Annotated in this window: 1 protein-coding gene; it reads left to right on the top strand. The window is 34.4% G+C overall.

The features are described from left to right. Positions 1-72 precede the first annotated feature (72 nt). A complete protein-coding gene (locus CHM34_RS18465; RefSeq protein WP_094266054.1) occupies positions 73-390 on the top strand; it encodes a hypothetical protein in 318 nt (105 codons plus the stop codon). Positions 391-445 lie beyond the last annotated feature (55 nt).

The raw sequence follows: 445 nt of genomic DNA on the forward strand, positions 1-445 counted from the left end.
GAATTCTAACAATTGGTATCAGAGCTTTACTGCCGATTTAGTTTAAAAGAACTATAAGTAGAAAAGATCAAAATGCCTAAGAGAGAAGTTTCCAAGCTCAACAAAGACAACTTTTTTGAATGGAAAAGTTTGATGAAGCTACATCTTGGATCCATAGGATATTATGCCCAAAATTCAATTGTCACTAAACATGTAGATCCAACTAGTACTCTTATTGCAGAAGACATGAAAAACAAGCATGAACACAATCAAACAATGCTGGAGATTGCCTCTGCACTCAACTATGCTGAATTTGATGATATCAAAGGATATGACACTGCATTCAAGATGTGGAAAGCCTTAACAAATATCTATGGAGGAGATCAAAATGTTCAAAGAGAAAAAAGATAAAGCTTCAGAGGAAAGTTTGATGACATGAAAATGGAGGAAAATGAGAATGCTACTC

This window comes from Paludifilum halophilum (assembly GCF_002245355.1).
GTDB classification, from domain to species: domain Bacteria; phylum Bacillota; class Bacilli; order Thermoactinomycetales; family DSM-45169; genus Paludifilum; species Paludifilum halophilum.